The sequence below is a fragment of the Novosphingobium sp. THN1 genome (genome assembly GCF_003454795.1).
Taxonomy (GTDB): domain Bacteria; phylum Pseudomonadota; class Alphaproteobacteria; order Sphingomonadales; family Sphingomonadaceae; genus Novosphingobium.
Map to the genome: position 1 here is coordinate 2978366 of NZ_CP028347.1, position 15834 is coordinate 2994199.

General features: G+C 64.4%; 15 protein-coding genes. 6 read left to right on the forward strand and 9 right to left on the reverse strand.

The window, feature by feature from the left end:
* Positions 1-6: 6 nt before the first annotated feature.
* Positions 7-870 (reverse strand): GyrI-like domain-containing protein, encoded by an 864-nt coding sequence (locus C7W88_RS14755; protein WP_162896073.1) that lies wholly within the window; start codon positions 868-870, stop codon positions 7-9.
* 74 nt (positions 871-944) lie between these two features.
* On the reverse strand, positions 945-1532 hold the full coding sequence (locus tag C7W88_RS14760) for a flavin-binding protein (RefSeq protein WP_118074117.1): 588 nt from the start codon (positions 1530-1532) through the stop codon (positions 945-947).
* A 191-nt stretch (positions 1533-1723) separates the two neighbouring features.
* On the opposite strand from C7W88_RS14760, the gene C7W88_RS14765 reads away from it, so the two are divergent.
* On the forward strand, positions 1724-2707 hold the full coding sequence (locus C7W88_RS14765; RefSeq protein ID WP_118074799.1) for an RcnB family protein: 984 nt from the start codon (positions 1724-1726) through the stop codon (positions 2705-2707).
* A 57-nt stretch (positions 2708-2764) separates the two neighbouring features.
* Here the strand turns inward: C7W88_RS14765 and C7W88_RS14770 are convergent, their stop codons facing one another.
* Positions 2765-3133 carry a MarR family transcriptional regulator gene (locus C7W88_RS14770; protein WP_118074800.1) on the reverse strand — a complete coding sequence of 123 codons (369 nt, stop codon included), beginning with the start codon at positions 3131-3133 and terminating at the stop codon, positions 2765-2767.
* 378 nt (positions 3134-3511) lie between these two features.
* Here C7W88_RS14770 and C7W88_RS14775 point away from each other — a divergent pair, with 378 nt between their 5' ends.
* Entirely contained in the window at positions 3512-4075 is a 564-nt protein-coding gene (locus tag C7W88_RS14775; RefSeq protein WP_370073145.1) for a prolyl hydroxylase family protein, read from the forward strand.
* Positions 4066-5928 (forward strand): DUF885 family protein, encoded by a 1863-nt coding sequence (locus C7W88_RS14780; RefSeq protein WP_118074119.1) that lies wholly within the window; start codon positions 4066-4068, stop codon positions 5926-5928. The genes C7W88_RS14775 and C7W88_RS14780 overlap by 10 nt, the downstream gene beginning before the upstream one ends.
* Before the next feature lie 15 nt (positions 5929-5943).
* On the opposite strand, the gene C7W88_RS14785 is transcribed toward C7W88_RS14780, so the two are convergent.
* Together C7W88_RS14785 and C7W88_RS14790 are read right to left on the reverse strand one after the other, a co-directional pair.
* Positions 5944-7566: a lysine--tRNA ligase gene (locus C7W88_RS14785; protein WP_118074120.1), complete on the reverse strand. Its 1623-nt coding sequence runs from the start codon at positions 7564-7566 to the stop codon at positions 5944-5946.
* Between the two features lie 125 nt (positions 7567-7691).
* Complete coding sequence (locus tag C7W88_RS14790) at positions 7692-8519, reverse strand: flagellin (protein WP_118074121.1); 828 nt, start codon at positions 8517-8519, stop codon at positions 7692-7694.
* A 173-nt stretch (positions 8520-8692) separates the two neighbouring features.
* On the opposite strand from C7W88_RS14790, the gene C7W88_RS14795 reads away from it, so the two are divergent.
* The 3 genes from C7W88_RS14795 to C7W88_RS14805 all read left to right on the forward strand — a co-directional run bounded on the left by C7W88_RS14795 (position 8693) and on the right by C7W88_RS14805 (position 12779).
* A complete protein-coding gene (locus C7W88_RS14795) occupies positions 8693-11416 on the forward strand; it encodes an ATP-dependent DNA helicase (RefSeq protein WP_118074122.1) in 2724 nt (907 codons plus the stop codon).
* On the forward strand, positions 11413-11958 hold the full coding sequence (locus C7W88_RS14800) for a histidine phosphatase family protein (protein WP_118074123.1): 546 nt from the start codon (positions 11413-11415) through the stop codon (positions 11956-11958). The genes C7W88_RS14795 and C7W88_RS14800 overlap by 4 nt, the downstream gene beginning before the upstream one ends.
* Before the next feature lie 194 nt (positions 11959-12152).
* On the forward strand, positions 12153-12779 hold the full coding sequence (locus tag C7W88_RS14805) for a ferredoxin (RefSeq protein ID WP_162896074.1): 627 nt from the start codon (positions 12153-12155) through the stop codon (positions 12777-12779).
* Positions 12780-12892: 113 nt separating this feature from the next.
* On the opposite strand, the gene C7W88_RS14810 is transcribed toward C7W88_RS14805, so the two are convergent.
* The 4 genes from C7W88_RS14810 to plsX form a co-directional block, all read right to left on the reverse strand.
* Positions 12893-13303 carry a MerR family transcriptional regulator gene (locus C7W88_RS14810; protein WP_118074125.1) on the reverse strand — a complete coding sequence of 137 codons (411 nt, stop codon included), beginning with the start codon at positions 13301-13303 and terminating at the stop codon, positions 12893-12895.
* A 10-nt stretch (positions 13304-13313) separates the two neighbouring features.
* Positions 13314-13610 carry an integration host factor subunit alpha gene (locus C7W88_RS14815; protein WP_174544584.1) on the reverse strand — a complete coding sequence of 99 codons (297 nt, stop codon included), beginning with the start codon at positions 13608-13610 and terminating at the stop codon, positions 13314-13316.
* Between the two features lie 125 nt (positions 13611-13735).
* Positions 13736-14713 carry a beta-ketoacyl-ACP synthase III gene (locus C7W88_RS14820; RefSeq protein ID WP_118074126.1) on the reverse strand — a complete coding sequence of 326 codons (978 nt, stop codon included), beginning with the start codon at positions 14711-14713 and terminating at the stop codon, positions 13736-13738.
* Positions 14710-15813, reverse strand: coding sequence for a phosphate acyltransferase PlsX (gene plsX, locus C7W88_RS14825; RefSeq protein WP_118074127.1), 1104 nt, complete (start codon positions 15811-15813; stop codon positions 14710-14712). The genes C7W88_RS14820 and plsX overlap by 4 nt, the downstream gene beginning before the upstream one ends.
* Positions 15814-15834 lie beyond the last annotated feature (21 nt).

A 15834-nucleotide genomic window follows, 5' to 3' on the forward strand; every position in this document is an offset into this window, starting at 1 on the left:
CCTCACTCAGCCGAGCGCCAGCGGCAGATAGACCTGCGCGCGCTGATGTGGCGGGGCGACCTCGTCGGCGTCGTCGAGGTAGTTGATCAGGACCGGCCCTTCGCCCAGTTCGAGATCGCGCGCGAGCAATTCTGCGTAGAGCGTGTCGATCAGGCCGTGCAGGTCGTCGTAATCGCCGGTGGCGAAGAACGAAAGCTGCGGGCCGCCCGTGATGTCGCGCGCTTCAAGATCGCCAGCCGGTTTACCAAGACCGCCGGTATCGAGCGCGCAGGTAAAGCGGCAGGCTTCGGGTGCAGCGTGGCGGGGATCGTCGTGCGGCATGCCCCAGATCGCCTGCAGGCTTTCCGGCCCCATCTGGGCGAGCACGAGTTCGAACAGGCGTCCGAAGCCGCGGTTGAGTTCGGAATAAGCGCCCACATTGCGGACGGCGAGCAGACGCAGCGGGGCGAGTTCGACGATCTCGATGCGCAGGGCGCTCTGTGGGTCTGATGGGGGTTCGCCCAGGGCCTTGGCCGTGTTGCTGAGCCTTTGCGGGTCACTGCCGAGGGCAGACGGCGTCTGGCCCGTCGCTGTACGCAGGGCGCGGGCATAGGCTTGCGAAGTGGCATAGCCGCTCCGCCCGGTGGCGGCGCCAATGCCTTGCGCCGATAGGGCGGGCAGGCTTCCGGCGAGGCGCGCGCGGGTGATGGCGGCGCCGGGGGCTTCGCCGGTCATCAGTCGAAAGATGCGGTGGAAGTGATATTCGGACATGGCAGCTTCGGCGGCCAGATCGGCGAGACTTGGCACGTCGCCTGCGGAGAGACGGCGTTCGAGCAGGGCAATGGCGCGTTCGATGCGAGTGGCGTAGCGGCTGCGTTGGTCAGGCTTCATGCTTGTCCTTCCGGGTCTCATGCACTGCCGTGATGTCCCATTGGCCGGGTCTTGTCGTTCCCGATCTTGCGCTTTCAGGGGGCGAGCCAAGTCGCCTCCCACGGCGAGGCTGCATCTGCGCGGGTGAAGCGGGCGCGGGTGCCACCTTCGTGGGTGAGTTGCAGCCAGTCGAGGCAGCGCACCTCGACCAGCAAGACGGCGAAGTTGGCGCGGCCTGGCAAGGTTTCCTCGATGCTCGGCGAGCGGTGGCGGAGGTGTTCGGGAATGGTCGGGCCGGCGGATTCCACCTCAGCGCTGGGGCCGGTGCCGGCGAGGTAGCAGCGGCGGCTGGAGGCGGTGGCGCGCTCCCACGCGGCATCGGCGGTGGCGCCGTGATGTTCAATGCGCCCTTCCCCGCGCATGCGGAGCTGGATGCGGGTTTCTGGATCGTAGGCAAGAATGCTGACCGGGGCACCAGTTGCAATGAGGGCGCACTTGGGACTGCGCAGGTCGGTGTGGAAACGCAGGGTCAGGTCGGGTGTAGCCTCGCGCAGGACCATGATCCTGAGATCGCCGTCAGAGGTGCCGACGACGGGCGTATGCATCGCGCTGCGGCGCTGCTTCACCGCCTTGGCGAGGCGATCGGTGGCATCGGCAAGAACGCTATCGAGCGTCAACTTCATTCATCTTTCCCCATGCGAACCTGAACGAAAGGCTACCAAGCCGGTTCAGATATCGGACAGCGCGAATCGTTTATTACCATCGTATTAAAGCTGCGAAGGGTGTCGCGGCTCTTCATATCGGGAAAGGGTCGGTCACGATGTCCGGCAAGTCAATCTTCAGAAGCAGTGCACTTTACGCACTGGCTGTGGCCATGACCGCAACAGCAATTCCCTCGACGGCGTTTGCCCAGCAGCCGCAGCGCGAAGAGCGTGGCGGCGGTTGGCAGCGCGGTGGCGAAAGCCGTGGCGGCGGCGAGAACCGTGGTGGTGGCAACTGGCGCGGTGGCGGCGATTTCCGCAACCAGCAGGTCCAGCGGCCGCAGACTCCACAAGTGCAGCGGCCGGCCTGGGGCGGCAGCAATCCGCAGGCCCAGGCGCGGCCGGAGCAGGCACGGCCAGATCAGTCACGTCCGGCATGGCGTGGGCGGACCGAGGGTTCGCAGCGGGACTGGGGCCGCTCGCAGGGCCGCGACTGGCAATCGGGCACCGTGAACCGTCCGGCACCGGCACAAAACGCCGGCCGGCCCGCCGTGCCCGAGCGCGGCTGGGACGGCAGGCAGTGGAACGGAACCAACCCCGGCAACCAGAACGCCGGGCGGGATTGGAACCGCGATCGGGATCGGGACGGACGTGACTGGAACCGGGATCGGGACGGGCGCAACTGGAGCCGCGATCGCGAGGGCCGGACCTGGAACCGCGACGGTCGTGACTGGAACCGCGACGGTCGTGACTGGAACCGCGACGGTCGTGACTGGAACCGCGACAACTGGCGGCGCGACGATCGCCGCGGCGACAACTGGCGCAACAGCTATCGCGGGGACTATCGCCGCTGGAGCAACGACTGGCGGCGGGACAACCGTTATAACTGGAACCACTACCGCAGCGTGAACCGCGGGATCTATCGGATGCCACGGTACTACTCGCCCTATCGCGGGTACAATTACAGCCGCCTGTCGATCGGCATTTTCCTGAACTCTGGCTTCTATGGCCAGAACTACTGGATCAACGATCCCTGGGCTTACCGCCTGCCGCCTGCATACGGGCCGTATCGCTGGGTGCGCTATTGGGACGATGTGCTGCTGGTCGACGTCTATTCCGGTGAAGTGGTGGACGTGATCCACGATTTCTTCTGGTAAGGCGTCCAACCCATCGGGCCCCTGCACCACGCGGTGCGGGGCCTTTTTCTTGGCCGGTCAGGCCTGGCTGTGCTCTGCCAGTGTGCGCAGCACGTTGAGCATCATTTCCCGACCCTGCCCGGTCAGCCGCACGTAGCGGCGGCGCGCGTCGGTCGTATCGGGTTCGCGGAAGATCAGTCCTTCATCCTCGAGACGGGCGATCCAGCGCAGGATCGTGGTCGACGGGATGCCTGCATCGAGGCACACGCTCGACACCTGGATATCGGTGCGGCGGCAATCGGCGATGAACAGGTCGAGGAGGATGTCCCAGCCGGGTTCTGCGAACAGGCCGGGCCGTCCGCTCGCCTCGTCGCGCTTGCGCCGCAGGTTGTAGAGCGCTTTGGCGAGCCGAAGGGTTTCGGCGTTGGGATCTACGTAAGCGTCCAAGCAATGCTCCATGCGAGTGACAAGAAATCACGAGAAGCATGCTGGCACCCGAAGCCGACAAATGGCATTGCGACTGTGCAGATCCCGACCCTTGAAGGTCTGACAGCATTCATGATCTATTGGTGACCCGAGATGACCTCATAAGGAAGTTTGGTTAACGCAAAGGACTGCAGAAAGCTTCGCCAAATCCATAGTATTAGTCCGGTTCGGATCAATTGAACTGGGTGGCGGTGACGAGCCGATTCGAACATGAGATCGTGCAACATGGGATTGTTTTCAAAGAAGAGTCAGTCATATGCAGAGACCTCGGCGCTGCGTTCGATCGGGGAGACAGTCCGCAAGCGTCTCGCAAACGACTCTGGCGCCTATCGTATCCCGGTGGATGGGCTCGAGATCTTTGGTGTGGCCGATTTCCTTTCAGCCGCCGAGTGCGAAAGGCTGATCGCCATGGTCGACAAGGTGGCGCGCCCTTCCCCCACCTACAAAGGCACGGACGCGACCGGCCGAACCAGCTATACCGGGGACGTGGATCCCTTTGACCCTTTCATCCTGATGCTGCAGCGTCGCATCGACGACCTGACCGGCATCGATCCGGCGTTCGGCGAGACGATCCAGGGGCAGCGGTATGAACCGGGACAGGAGTTCCGTGGCCATTATGACCACTTTCTGCCTTCGCAGCATTTCTGGGATACGGAACAGAAACGCGGCGGCCAGCGTAGTTGGACGGCCATGGCGTATCTCAACGCCGTGGAGGAAGGCGGGACGACCGACTTCACCCGCGTCAACCTTTCCATCCCGCCGCAACCGGGTGCGCTGTTGCTCTGGAACAACATGAAGCCCGATGGCACACCAAATCCCGATGCCCTGCACGCCGGAACCCCGGTCGTGCGCGGAAAGAAGTATGTCCTGACGAAGTGGTACAGGTCGCGCCCATGGCATTGAAACGGGGGGCCTGGCACGGCCTGATCGCTCTGGCTTTGCTGCAGCCGGGCATGAGCCATGCTGCAGCTGAGACAGCAGCCCCTTCCGTTGTCGCGGCGCAGATCGACAATGGCCCGCAGGCGCAAAGCGGTCTTTCCGAAAACGCCCAGCTGGAGCGGATCTTTGCCGATGAAATGCGGCAAGGTTTCGCGCTCGACCCGGTTGGCGCCCTGCAGCAAGGCCAGCGCGTTTCGGTCGAGGCTTTCCTCCAGCTGTTCTCGCCCGAACTGGCAAGGGCGCGGCGCGAGGCAAATGCGCAAGTGCTGGCACGGTTGCGGCAAATCACCCCCGGCAAACTGGACGAGCCGCACCGCCTTTCGCGCGAAGTGCTGATCGATGCAAAAAGCGCCGACGCCGCACTGCTGCAACCCGACCTCCTGGCGTTGACCGAGGTCCGCCCGTTCAATCACTTCGGCGGTTTCCACGTTTCCTACCCCGAACTTTCATCGCCGGGCAGCGGTATCGCCCTGGAGACCACAAGCGATTACGAGTTGCTGATCGCACGGCACCGCGTGCTCGGGCGCGTCTTCGATCAGGCTACTGCGCGTTTCCGCGAGGGAATGGCAAGCGGCGTGACTGAACCCCGGCTGACGGTGGACAACATGATCGCGCAGATCGATGCGCTGCTGGCCCAGCCGGTCGAGCGATCGCCCTTCACCAGTCCAGCGCGGAGCTTTCCGAGCAGCTTTTCGAACGCGGAAAAGCTGCGACTGCGCAAGGATCTGTACGCCGTCACCCGGCGCGACATCTATCCGGCCTACCGCAAGCTCCGCCGGTTTCTGGCAGACGATTACCGCTCTGCAGCGCGTGAGCAGGTGGGCCTTTCGGCCTTGCGCGGAGGCGGCCCGCTCTACCGCGAGCTGATCCGGGCCTATACCACGCTCGATCTTGATCCCGAGACCGTACACGCCATGGGTCTGGGCGAAGTGTCGCGGATCCAGACCGAGATGGAGCAGGTCAAGACGGAGCTGGGCTATACCGGGCCCTTGCGTGGGTTTTTCGACGATCTGCGGACCAATCCGCGCTATCACCCCAAGACCGAGCAACAGCTAGCGGATGGATTTCGCGCTGTCGGCCGCAAGGTTGACGCGCTGGCGCCGCACTACTTCCTGCATCTGCCCCGCACGCCTCTGCAGATCCAGCCCTACCCTGCCTATCGCGCAAAGTTCGAAGCCGGCGGCAGCTATGCGCAAGGGACGCCCGATGGCGTGCAGCCCGGAACGTTCTTCTTCAACACATACGACCTCAAGAGCCGCTACCTGACGGGCGTGACCACGCTTTACCTGCACGAGGGCGCGCCGGGCCATCATTTCCAGATCAGCCTTGCGCAGGAGAACACAGCCCTGCCGGATTTCCAGCGCTTTGGCGGCAACAACGCCTACATCGAAGGCTGGGCGCTCTACGCCGAGACGCTGGGGTTCGAGATGGGCCTCTACAAGGACCCGATGCAGCATTGGGGCACGCTGGACGACGAGATGCTGCGTGCGATGCGGCTGGTAGTGGATACCGGGCTGCACGCGAAAGGGTGGACCCGCGATCAGGCGGTGGATTACATGCTGACCAATTCGGGCATGGGCCGCAGCGACGCCGAGGCGGAAGTGGACCGCTACATAGCAATTCCGGGGCAAGCGCTATCGTACAAGATCGGAGCGCTTACGATCCAGCGGCTGCGCAAGGAGGCCGAAAACGCGCTTGGCCGCAAATTCGACATTCGCGCATTCCACGATCAGGTGCTGGGATCGGGAGCGCTGCCGATGAAGGTGCTGGAAGGCAAGGTGCGCGGGTGGATCGCTCGCACCCGCGCTGCCCGTTAGGGTCAGGACCCTAGATCAATCGCCCAGCGCTTCGGCGATCAGCTTGCGGGTATTGCCGACACCATAGAGTGCGATGAAGCTGCCCATGCGAGGGCCCGCGCTGGAGCCGAGCAGGGTTTCATAGAGGCACTTGAACCAGTCGCGGAGTTGCTCGAAGCCGTAGTGCGGGTCCTTGCCGATCTCGTAGACGATGTTCTGCAGTTCCTCTGCGGTGGCATCGTCCGACGTGCCGGCGAGTTCCTCGTCGAGCGCGGCGAGCGCCCTGGCCTCGTTCTCCTCGGGCTTGCGGCGTTGCAGCGTAGGGGCGATGAAATCGCGGTTGTAGGCCAGTGCGCGGGTGACGAGGCCATCGAGCGCGGGGTGCGCTGCAGGATCGGCGTTCTCGACATAGTTGCCGAGATAGGACCAGACCTGATCGCGCGTTGCCTGCGCGCCAAGCACGCCGACGAGATTGAGCAGCAGGCCGTAGGTGACCGGGAGCTTGTCGCCCTCACCCTGCGCCGGACCATTGGTGCGCAGCAGGTGCCACACCGGGTTGCCCAGCTGCTGTTCGATCGGCTGGGTCGGGATCTTCTCGCGGAACTGCCAGTATTCGTCGACCGCGCGGGGGATGATGCCGACGTGGAGGGACTTGGCGCTCTTGGGTTCGCGGAAAAGGTAGAAACCGAGGCTTTCCTCGCTGCCGTATTCGAGCCACTGCTCGATGGTCAGGCCGTTACCCTTGGACTTCGAGATCTTCTCGCCCTTCTCATCAAGGAAGAGTTCGTAGATCAGGCCTTCGGGGCGCTGGCCGCCGAGCACGCGCGCGATCTTGCCGGACTGCGTGACGCTGTCGGTAAGGTCCTTGCCGCACATCTCGTAATCGACGCCCAGTGCGACCCAGCGCATGGCCCAATCGACCTTCCACTGCAGCTTGGACCAGCCGCCGAGGACTGTGTGCTCGATGGTCTCGCCGTTGCTGTCGGTGAAGCGAACGATGCCGGCTTCGGCGTCGACCACCTCGACCGGCACTTGCAGCACTTCGCCGGTGGTCGGCGAAACCGGCAGGACCGGCGAGTAGGTCTTGCGGCGTTCCTCGCGCAAGGTGGGGAGCATGATGTCCATGATCGCCTGCCAGTTGCGCAGCACGCCCTTCAATGCTTCGTCGAAGGCGCCGGAATTGTAGCGATCGGAGGCCGAGACGAACTCGTAATCGAAGCCGAAGCGATCGAGAAAATCTCGCAGCATGGCGTTGTTGTGATGGGCGAAGCTTTCGAACTTCTCGAACGGATCGGGGATGCGGCTGAGCGGATGGCCGAGGTGGGCATCGAGCAGCGCCTTGTTCGGCACATTGTCAGGGACCTTGCGCAAGCCGTCCATGTCGTCGGAGAAGGCGACGAGGCGCGTGGGATGGCCCTGCCCTGATTCATTGGCGGTCAGCACTTCATAGGCGCGGCGGACCAGCGTGGTGCGCAGGACTTCCTGGAAGGTGCCGATGTGCGGCAGGCCCGAGGGGCCATAGCCGGTTTCGAACAGGACGGGCACGAGCGCTCCGCTCGCATCGCGTTTGCCGCCGGGGAACCGCTTGATGAGCTTGCGGGCTTCCTCGAAGGGCCAAGCCTTGGAGGTCTGGGCGGCGGTGCTGATTGCGTCTGTCATGGTGCCCGCCCTTTTGCGCGTGGGGGCGGCGCGCGCAAGTGAAAAGGCGGCGAATAACCGGACGACGAAAGGGCGGGACCGCGCATGCGCGATCCCGCCCTTCCGTGGAGGCTTCTGAGGGAGGCTTACTTCAGAAGCGAGAGCACGTTCTGCTGGGCCTGGTTGGCCTGGGCAATCATGGCCGTCGATGCCTGCGAAAGGATCTGGGCCTTGGCCATCGCGGTGGTTTCCGCCGAATAATCGGTATCAAGAATGCGCGAGCGGGCATCCGAGAGGTTGGTGATGTTGTCGTTGAGGTTGTTGATCACCGATTCAAGACGGTTCTGACCGGCACCGAGCAGCGAACGGGCGCCGGAGATCGAGTCCAGTTCCGTGTCCAGCGTGCCGAGCAGGGTGTTGGCCGCGGTGGTCGTCGACACGTCGTAGGAGCCGGCAGCACCACCCGAGGCAGCGAGCGTGGTGAGGTCGGCGATCTCGAGGATGACCTGGTCCGAAGCATCGGACCCAGCCTGGATCGTGATCGAGGTGACGCTGCCATCAAACAGCTGCACGCCGTTGAAATTGGTGTTGGTGATGATCTGATCGACCTGCGCGGTCAGCTGATCGACTTCGCTCTGCATGTAGACGCGGTCAGTGGCGTCCTGATAGGTGCCCGAGGCCGACTGGACGGCCAGTTCGCGGATGCGCTGCAGCATCGCGGTGACCTCGTTGAGCGCACCGTCTGCGGTCTGGGCAAGGCTGATGCCGTCGTTCGAGTTGCGCACGCCCTGGCCCATGCCCTTGATCTGCGAGGTCATGGTCGTGCTGATGGCGAGGCCTGCGGCATCGTCCTTGGCTCCGTTGATGCGCTTGCCGGTCGACAGACGCTCCATCGCGGTGCCAAGCATCTTGTTGGCCGAGTTCGAGGCATTGGTCGCGCGGACCGCGCTGATATTCGTGTTGATGACTGCCATTTCCCATTCTCCACTATGGGCCGGAGCATCTGATTGGACACGCCGGTATTGGTTGCTGTGGAGAAGGACGGCGGGCGGACGCAGGTATTAAGGGTCGTGGCAAATCACGGTGAAAGGTTTGCTTTTGGTGCCATGCAGGCTTGCCCGGTGTTCCATTCCTGTTCTAACGCACAATGGTGACGGAGCGCCCTGCCCTCAATCTGCCAGCGATTCATGCAAGCCATGGCGGGTGCTGGCTGCGCGACGGCTTTGCCACGCGCGGCCTTGGCAAAGGCGAGGCGATCGTGGCGGCGGCCGATACGCCGCTGCTGATGCTGAATGCACCACTGGTGGCGAGCAGGCTGGGCTATCCGGACCTGTCCGGGCTGGATCTGCTGGAGCTGTTCGCCTTCGTCCACCCCGCCCGTTTCATGGTGCCGACGCCCAAGGGGCTCGCCCATGCGCTGGGGCTGGACGAGCCGACGGGTGACGACAAGGTGCCGCAGCTGTTGCAGGAGGCGGCAGAGGCCTTGCTGGCCACATGCGAGAGTGCGGACTGGGCCGAGCGCGAAGGCGCGTGGACGGCGCTGCAATCGCTGGTGCGGATGCGCTGGCCTTGGGCGACCTTGCTGACCCCGCGCATTCGCAAGCCTGACCGGGCGGAGCGGTGGCTGTTCGCCAAGCTGCCGGAGTGGGAAGAAACGGCCGAGCGGCCCCAGCCGGCGCAAGTGGTGCTGGGCGAGACGGCGGTGGTAGCGCGGCTGGCCGAACTGACCGGCGCCGGGGCCGAGGCGCGACCGACGCAGCAGGACTATGCGCGCGAGGCTTCGCGGATGTTCGCGCCGCGGCAGGGCCAGAGCCAGCCGCATGTCGTGCTGGCGCAGGCGGGGACTGGCACGGGCAAGACCTTCGGCTATCTCGCGCCGTCCTCGCTGTGGGCAGAGCAATCGGGCGGGACGGTGTGGGTTTCGACCTATACCAAGGCGCTGCAGCGGCAACTGCGGCGCGAGAGCCGGCGGGCGTTCCCTGCGACGCGCAACGGCAAGCCGCCGGTGGTGGTGCGCAAGGGGCGCGAGAATTACCTGTGCCTGCTCAATCTGGAGGACGCGCTGCAGGGCGGGTTTGCCGGGCGGGCGGCGATCCTGGCGCAACTGGTGGCACGGTGGGCGGCCTATTCGCAGGATGGCGACATGATCGGCGGCGACCTGCCGGGCTGGCTGGGCACGCTGTTCCGCAAGCGCGGCATCGCGGCGCTGACCGACCAGCGCGGCGAATGCGTCTATGCCGGGTGCCCGCATTACCGGAAGTGCTTCATCGAGCGCGCGGCCCGGGCCTCTGCCGATGCGGAACTGGTGATTGCCAATCATGCGCTGGTGATGGTCAACGCGGCGCGCGGGCGCGATGCGGCGCAGCGGCCGACGCGGATCGTGTTCGACGAAGGGCATCATGTATTCGAGGCAGCGGATTCGACCTTCTCGGCGGCGCTGACCGGCGCGGAGACGATCGAGCTGCGGCGCTGGGTGATCGGGCCGGAGGGCAAATCGCGCGGGCGGCGGCGCGGGCTTTCAGCGCGTCTGGCCGATGTGGCGAGCTACGACGAGGAAGGCGAGCGCGCGATTGCGCAGGCGCGCGAGGCGGCTGAGGCCCTGCCCTCCGAAGGCTGGCTGGCGCGGGTGGTGGAAGGCACGCCTTCGGGACCGCTGGAGGAACTGCTGAGCGCGGCGCGGGCGCTGGCCTATGCGCGCGACGAGAGCGGCGGGCAGGAAGCGGGCTATGGGCTCGAGACCGAAATCGCGCAGCTGGATGGCGGGTTCATCGAGGTGGCCGGTCAAGCGCAGGAGGCTTTGGAGGCCCTGCGCAAGCCGCTGGTGCGCTTGGGCTTGCGGCTCGAGGCGATTGTCGAGGATGGGCCGGACTGGCTCGACGGGCCGGCGCGGGCGCGGATCGAGGGGGCGCGCAGTGCGATTGGCTGGCGTAGCGACCTGATCGCGGAATGGATTGCGCTGCTGGCGCGGCTCGGCGGTCCGGGCGATCCCGATTTTGTCGACTGGATCGCGGTCGAGCGGTCGGACGGGCGCGAATGGGACGTGGGGCTGCACCGGCATTACCTCGATCCGATGAAGCCCTTTGCCAATGCCGTGCTGGCGCCCTCGCACGGGGTGATGATGACTTCGGCGACGCTGCGCGATGGCGATGACTGGTCGAGCGCGGTGGAGCGCAGCGGGGCGCCGCATCTCGACATCGCCCCGCGCCTGTTCACGGCAGACAGCCCGTTCGACTACGCGTCCCAGGCCGAAGTGCTGATCGTGACCGACGTGCCCAAGGGCGACATTCCGGCGCTGGCGGCGGCTTATGGGCGGCTGATCGAGGCTTCTGGCGGCGGGGCGCTGGGGCTGTTCACCGCGATCCGGCGGCTGCGCGCGGTCTATGGGCGGATTGCCGACCGGCTGGCGCGCGGTGGCTTGCCGCTGTTCGCGCAGCATGTCGATCCGATCGACACCGGCACGCTGGTCGACATCTTCCGCGACGATCCTCGCGCCTCGCTGCTCGGCACCGATGCCCTGCGTGACGGGGTGGACGTGCCAGGGGATTCGCTGCGGTTGGTGGTGATGGAGCAGGTGCCCTGGCCCAAGCCTTCGATCCTGCACCGCGCGCGGCGGCTGGCGGGGGGCGGACAGGCGCATGACGACCGCATCATCCGGGCGCGGCTGGCGCAGGCGTTTGGGCGGCTGATCCGTTCCGCCGGGGACAAGGGGCACTTCGTGGTGCTGTCCTCGGCCTTCCCCTCGCGGCTGCTCTCGGCCTTTCCGGCAGGCACGCCGATCCGCCGGGTGACGCTCGATGTGGCTTTACAAAGCGTCGGTGCCAGTGTTTCTGGGCGGGAGAGTGCACAGACGCCGCGCGAGGGGATTTCGTGAAGACACTGGCCCTTTTCCGCCATGCCAAATCGGACTGGAGCGATGCGCGCGCGCGGGACTTCGACCGCCCCCTCAACGAGCGGGGCAAGCGCGGTGCGCGGGCGATGGGCGAGTATATCCGCGATACCGGCCGCACCTTCGACCGCATGATCGCCAGCCCCGCCGTGCGCGCGGCCGAGACGGTCGAGGAATGCAGCAAGGCGTGGAAGTGTACGTTCAAGATTGAATGGGACCGGCGCATCTACCTTGCCAGCTCGGCTACGCTGATCGACCTGCTGAAGGAACTGTCCGGCGATCCCAAGAGCGTGCTGATGATCGGGCACAATCCGGGGCTGGAAGACCTGATCTTCGACCTCGTACCCGACGACGGTTCAAGCCCTTTGCGCGAAGTGGTGGAAGAGAAGTTCCCGACCGCGACCTTCGCGGTGATGGAGCTTGATGTGGACGACTGGGCTGACGTGACCGAGGGTTGCGCGCGGTTGGTGGAGATCAAGCGACCGCGCGATCTGGATCCGACGTTGGGGCCGGTGTTGGTGGATTGAGTTTGGTGAGTGGGCAACCAGTCGATGTCTGACAACGTTGCTAGTCGACAAATTTTCGCCAAAGAGAACTCCGCCACTCAAACGCTAGTTGGGGCCACTGCACAGCAATAAGACTGCGCCTTTTTGTGGAAGCGCGCCATCCAAACAGCTATCGTTAGCGGATGGCAGAGACATACTTATCTACGAACAGGACTATGGCGGAAGACGGGGACTTTTACGTTGAAGCCAACTGCTGCCTCCTGTGCGGTGTGCCAGAGGATGTGGCGCCCGAGATATTCCAGACAGGTAAAGATTACTGCTTTGTGATCCGGCAGCCCTGCTCGCCCAAAGAGGTCGACAGGACGATACGCGCGATGTGGGCTAGCGAAGTGGATTGTGTTCGATATCGTGGTCGTGATCCTTTGATGCTTGAAAGGCTGGCAAGAGCCGGAATGAAAGATCAGGCCGACTACGGCGAGTCACTGAACACACCTTTGCTTGCGCGCGATACCGTGAGTTTCGAAATGCCGGAAGTTCGGAGCCATATGACGCCCGTGTGGTTTGCCCATGAGTTCCGAGCAGATCTGAGAGGAAAAGGCAAAATCGTCTTGCCCGCCTTGTTCGGTAAGCACTCAGTCTGGGTGTCTTGGTTTAAGAACCGCTTTCATCGCGTGCATTTTGCCGATGCGGGTCAGGGACGTTTCGTCGCAAGCCTAGGGCCTACTTCGGCGGTCCAAGGGCTGGGATGGCTGCTGGACGATTGGCTTATCGCGAAAGGTGCCAAGGATATTTTTTGGGAGAAAACTGGCGATCCAACCTCAAAGAGCAGGACTCCGATTTGAATCCCCCATTGCTGCTCGCGATGGTCTGCCTCTCGATCAATAACGGCCATTCCGAAGAGGCCAAGCATCCACTTCAGGCAGCAGTTCAAACGCTAACGGTATAAGCGGGCAGCCTACTCTTCCAATGCCGCGGCCAGCCGGTCGCGGATGGATTGGAGGTAGGTCAGGAGTGGGGCGGCGGATTGGTTGTCCGTCGTGGTTGGTGCCAGTTCTGGCGCTGGTGCTGCAGGTGCAGCCGCGCCCTTCTTCCCCCGCAGTGCTTGCCTTGCGCCCTTGATCGTGAAGCCTTCCTTGTGGAGGAGGCGGTGGATCTCGGTGATGAGGGCGACGTCTTCGGGGCGGTAGTAGCGGCGGCCGCCCGCTCGGGTGAGCGGGCGGAGCATGGGAAACTGCTCTTCCCAATAGCGCAGGACGTGCTGACGGATGCCGAGCGCCTTGGCCACTTCGCCGATGGTGCGGAAAGCTGCCGGGTCTTTACCGTCGTCCGGGCCAGGTCCGGCATCGGGAAGTTCGGGGACGCTCATCCGCTGGCGATCAGCCCTGGCCGATGCGGTCCTTCAGCATCTGGCTGGCGCGGAAGCTGAGGACGCGGCGCGGCGTGATCGGCACTTCGATGCCGGTCTTGGGATTGCGGCCGATCCGCTCCGCCTTGTCGCGCAGCAGGAAGGTGCCGAAGCCCGAAATCTTCACGTTTTCACCCTCAGCCAGTGCATTGCACATGTGCTGCAGGATGGATTCAACCATTTCGAGCGAATCCGCGCGCGACAGCCCAACGCGACGGTTGATGCTCTCGGCCAGGTCGGCCCGGGTCAGTGTACCTACAGAACGCATCCTTTATTCCCCCAGAAGTCAGAAGACGCCAAGGCGAGCGACAATAACGCTGATTCTGCGGAACGCAATGCAATCCATTGCTTGCTAACGATAAGACTGCGCCAGCGCGGGACGGGCCGTGCCGGTCAGATCCGAGCGAGGCTGGCGCCCCAGGTGAAGCCCCCGCCCATGGCTTCGAACATCACCAGATCGCCCTGCTTGATGCGGCCATCGCGCATCGCGACATCGAACGCGAGCGGAACCGAGGCCGCACTGGTATTGGCGTGCTGATCGACTGTGACGACCACCTTTTCGGCGGGAAGGTCAAGCTTGCGCGCGGTGGCATCGAGGATGCGAAAGTTGGCCTGGTGCGGCACGACCCAGTCAATCTCTTCCGCAGCGTGGCCCGTGGTTTCAAGCACTTCGCGCAGGACATTGGCGAGATTGGTGACCGCGTGGCGAAACACCTCGCGGCCTTTCATGCGGACCTTGCCGACCGTGCCGGTGGTGGACGGACCGCCATCGACATAGAGCAGCTCGTTGTGCGCACCATCGGCATGGAGGCGTGAAGCCAGTACGCCAGGCGCCTTGGGATCGGCTTCGTCAACGTCCTGCGCTTCGAGCACGATGGCGCCTGCGCCATCGCCGAACAGCACACAGGTGGTGCGATCTTCCCAATCGAGAATCTTGCTGAAAGTCTCGGCGCCGATCACCAGCGCGCACTTGGCCATCCCGGTACGGATCATCGAATCCGCAGTGGCCATGGCGTAAAGGAAGCCCGAGCAAACCGCCGCGACATCGAACGCGATGCCACCGTTGCAGCCCAAGTTGTGCTGGACAATGGTGGCGGTGGCCGGAAAGGTCTGGTCGGGCGTTGCCGTGGCAAGGACGATCAGATCGACCTTCGCAGCATCCACGCCAGCCGCTTCGAGCGCACGACGGGCAGCCGCAGTGGCGAGGGTAGACGTGGTCTCCCCTTCCCCGGCAATATAGCGTTGGCGGATGCCGGTGCGCTCGACGATCCATTCGTCGGTCGTATCGACCATCGTCGCCATTTCGGCGTTGGTGACGCAGCGCTTTGGCAGGGCCGAGCCACTGCCACGGATGATCGAACGTAGGGTCATGCCGCGTCCTCACCGGTTGCGGCAGGGGCCGCGCTGCGGCCACCGCGACCGGAGGTGCGGCCAGAAGTCCTGATCGTCTCGGCGCCAAGGCGCGCGAGGTCGGCTTCGATACGCTCGGTCAGGTTTTCCTCCAGCAGGCGGGCCGTGACGGCTACGGCATTGGCGACGCCGAGCGCAGATGCGCTGCCGTGGCTTTTCACAACCACGCCGTTGAGGCCGAGGAAGACCGCGCCGTTATGGTTGTTGGGATCAAGATGGTGCTTGAGCAGCTCGGTGGCGGGGCGCGAGATCAGGAATCCGAACTTCGAGCGCAGCGACGAGGAGAAGCTGCGACGGAGCAGATCGGCGACGAAGCGGGCCGCGCCCTCCATCGACTTCAATGCGATATTGCCGGAGAAGCCATCGGTGACGACGACATCGCAATCGCCGCGCGAAAGCTTGTCGGCCTCGGTAAATCCATCGAAGCTGAGCGCGAGGTCTTCGCCCAGCGCCTTGAGTTGGGTGGCGGCATCGCGCAGGGAATCGGTGCCCTTGGTCTCTTCAGTGCCGATGTTGAGGAGGCGCACGCGCGGGGATTCAAGGCCGTTGACGATGCGGGCATAAGCCGCGCCCATGATCGCAAACTGCACGAGGTTGCGGGCATCGCAATCGGTGTTGGCACCGAGATCGAGCATGATCAGGTCGTGCTCGCCAAGCGTCGGCAGCAGGGCCGAAAGCGCGGGGCGATCGATGCCGGGCATGGTGCGCAAGGCGAGCTTGGCCATGGCCATGAGCGCGCCGGTGTTGCCCGCGCTGACAGCAGCGCCGGCATGACCCTGCTTCACCGCGTTGATCGCCAGACCCATCGACGTGGTCTTGGCGCGGCGGAGGGCCTGGGTCGGCTTCTCGTCACCCGACACAACGTCGGGCGCGTGAAGGATTTCCGAAGCCTCGCGAAGATTGGGGTGGTTTTCGAGGGCCTGCTTGATGCGGCCCTCGTCACCAACGAGGAGGAACTTGAAACGGTCATGGCGACGACGGGCAAGCGCCGCGCCTTCGACCATCACGCGCACGCCCTCATCACCGCCCATCGCATCGACGGCGATACGCGGCAGGCTCATGTCCTCAGTCCCCCCGTTTTA